Source organism: Pseudovibrio sp. Ad26, from assembly GCF_001623285.1.
Classification (GTDB): domain Bacteria; phylum Pseudomonadota; class Alphaproteobacteria; order Rhizobiales; family Stappiaceae; genus Pseudovibrio; species Pseudovibrio ascidiaceicola.
Genome location: NZ_LMCE01000031.1, coordinates 1 through 2,060 on the forward strand (window position 1 = coordinate 1; position 2,060 = coordinate 2,060).

The 2,060-nt window shown below is 48.3% G+C and carries 1 protein-coding gene; it reads left to right on the forward strand.

Annotated elements, in window-relative coordinates:
- Positions 1-1,671 precede the first annotated feature (1,671 nt).
- A partial coding sequence (locus tag PsAD26_RS05490; RefSeq protein WP_244278163.1) for a toprim domain-containing protein occupies positions 1,672-2,060 on the forward strand: 389 nt, incomplete at its 3' end.

Here is a 2,060-nt window from a genome sequence, read left to right on the forward strand (position 1 = left end):
TTTGCACGAGGGACAGTCCCCGCATGGCCGAGACAGACAGTGGAGCGCTTTAGGTTGAGTTTTGCCGTTGCTGGCTCGTTAGAGACGGCAGGGGGAAATTATGAGACCTTAAGTGTGGAGGTGTGTGGCTTGGTAAGCGCCAAAGGCGCGTGGACAGGCCCGGTCTGCACAGCAGACGTGCCCCTGCCCTATCGTTTCTTATGCTCTAAAATACGGCGCAAGATTCCATCAGATATTATTTCAGCAAAGGTCAGATTCAGAAGCTCTTACTCATCGTGATCACCCATCTTACGGTCCAGCAACTCATACCAGCCTTCCAAAAACACGACTTACAGACTTGAAAAATAACGCTAATCAAGCTTCACAAGCTGTTCAAACGCCACAAGCATCACTAAATGTATATTTTCAGAGATACGCATTAACAGGTTGATATACTTAATATATTTCGAATTCAGAGGAAGCCACATCAGTTCACCTGAGCCCGCGCTATGCAACTGGTAAGTTTCGAGATCTCGTTTCAGATCGAACTTCAGATACGATTGGCCCATCTTTTCATTTTCAAAACAATGAGACTATGAAGTCTCTTATATTTCACCATTATTATCAGTTAGATACATCAGATAGTCATCTTACAACCAGCACTCAAAACCTTGTTCGTTATTTTTCTGCAGCTTACATTGCAACCAACTTGTGAACTCCTGAGCCAACTCCAGATCTTAGAACCTCTTAAGTTCGCTACCCGCTTTAAAATCTGTTTTTAAAATCTTCCCTTCCGCGAGATCTTTCACTTTCCTTGCTCATTTCATGGCCTGAAGATCACCTGGGCTTTCATTGTTTGTGCCCCCATTTGAGATCTGAAGTAAAAACCCCTGCCCTAAATTTTCAGAGACTTTGCCTCGATCCTTCTTTGCTATTTTATAGGCCTTCTCATTTTTCTTCCCTCTCTGATCTGCCTCGCGGTCCCGCCTCAATGTTCTGTGGTGGTTTGCGTACTTTTGTTGGACGCACTCAATGCTTTTTGCTTTCAAGTGCAACGAGCCCAAACACTGTTCTAAGGGTCGATTATGTCTGACAAAAAGAATAGCTCCCGAAATCGCTTAGGGTGTCATTTCTCACTCAGCCACATACACCCTCTTCAAGTTGAGATCCGCGACCTTCCCTCCTGCCCTCAACCTTCAACCCGATCTGGTCACCCGGCAAGGATAGCCACTTCTCCCGTTTCTATTCTCAAAGCGGGTGCATAGCACCCAATTGCAAGCCTATTAAAACAGGCCGCAGGCGTGTTTTAAGTAGCGCGCAGCGGCAAAGCGTGGGGCGAAGGGTGAGCAACAAGGCGTAGCGCAGCGTTGCCGCCGTGCCGATCCCGTAGTCACACCCCGTATAGGCCCACCACCTTAACCTCTTGTTCAAGAATTGATTGTGATGGCAGGTTAAAGAAGACCTGAAACCGTCCGCTCCATCTGGCGGGCTCGTGTGTCAGTCTTACAGTCAGAGCCAAAAGCTTGAGCCTGCGACCGTCCTGGTCGAATTGTGCTTGCAGCTCCGGACTGTTCAAGTAGAATCTGGATGATTGAAATTTGGACTGGGGTTGCCTCCTCCGCTCTGAAGACTTTCAAGAAATCACCTTTTCGAGCACGCGCAAAATGAACCATTTTAGTTGCATGGGGCACCATGAAATCAATCGTCATTACAGAAAAACCCTCGCAAGCCCGCAATGTCATGAAGGCCGTTGGATCTCGATATGGAGAGGTGCTGGCGGCACAAGGACATTTGCTGCGTCTTCAATCTCCTGATGAGGCTAATCCGGATTGGAAAGCCTGGTCTTCAGAGCTGCTGCGCCCGCAAGGTGGCCGGTATGGGTTGGTTGCTGACAGAACCAGTGGTAAGGGTGAGCGCCTTGATAAAATCAAGCGTGCTTTAAGCAGTGCTGATCAAGTTATCATTGCCACTGATTGCGACCGCGAGGGTCAGGCGATTGGTGAGAACCTTTTGCATTTTTACGGCTACAACGGCCGCGTGCTGCGAGCAATGTTTACGGCAGAAGATGAAAAGACGCTTCG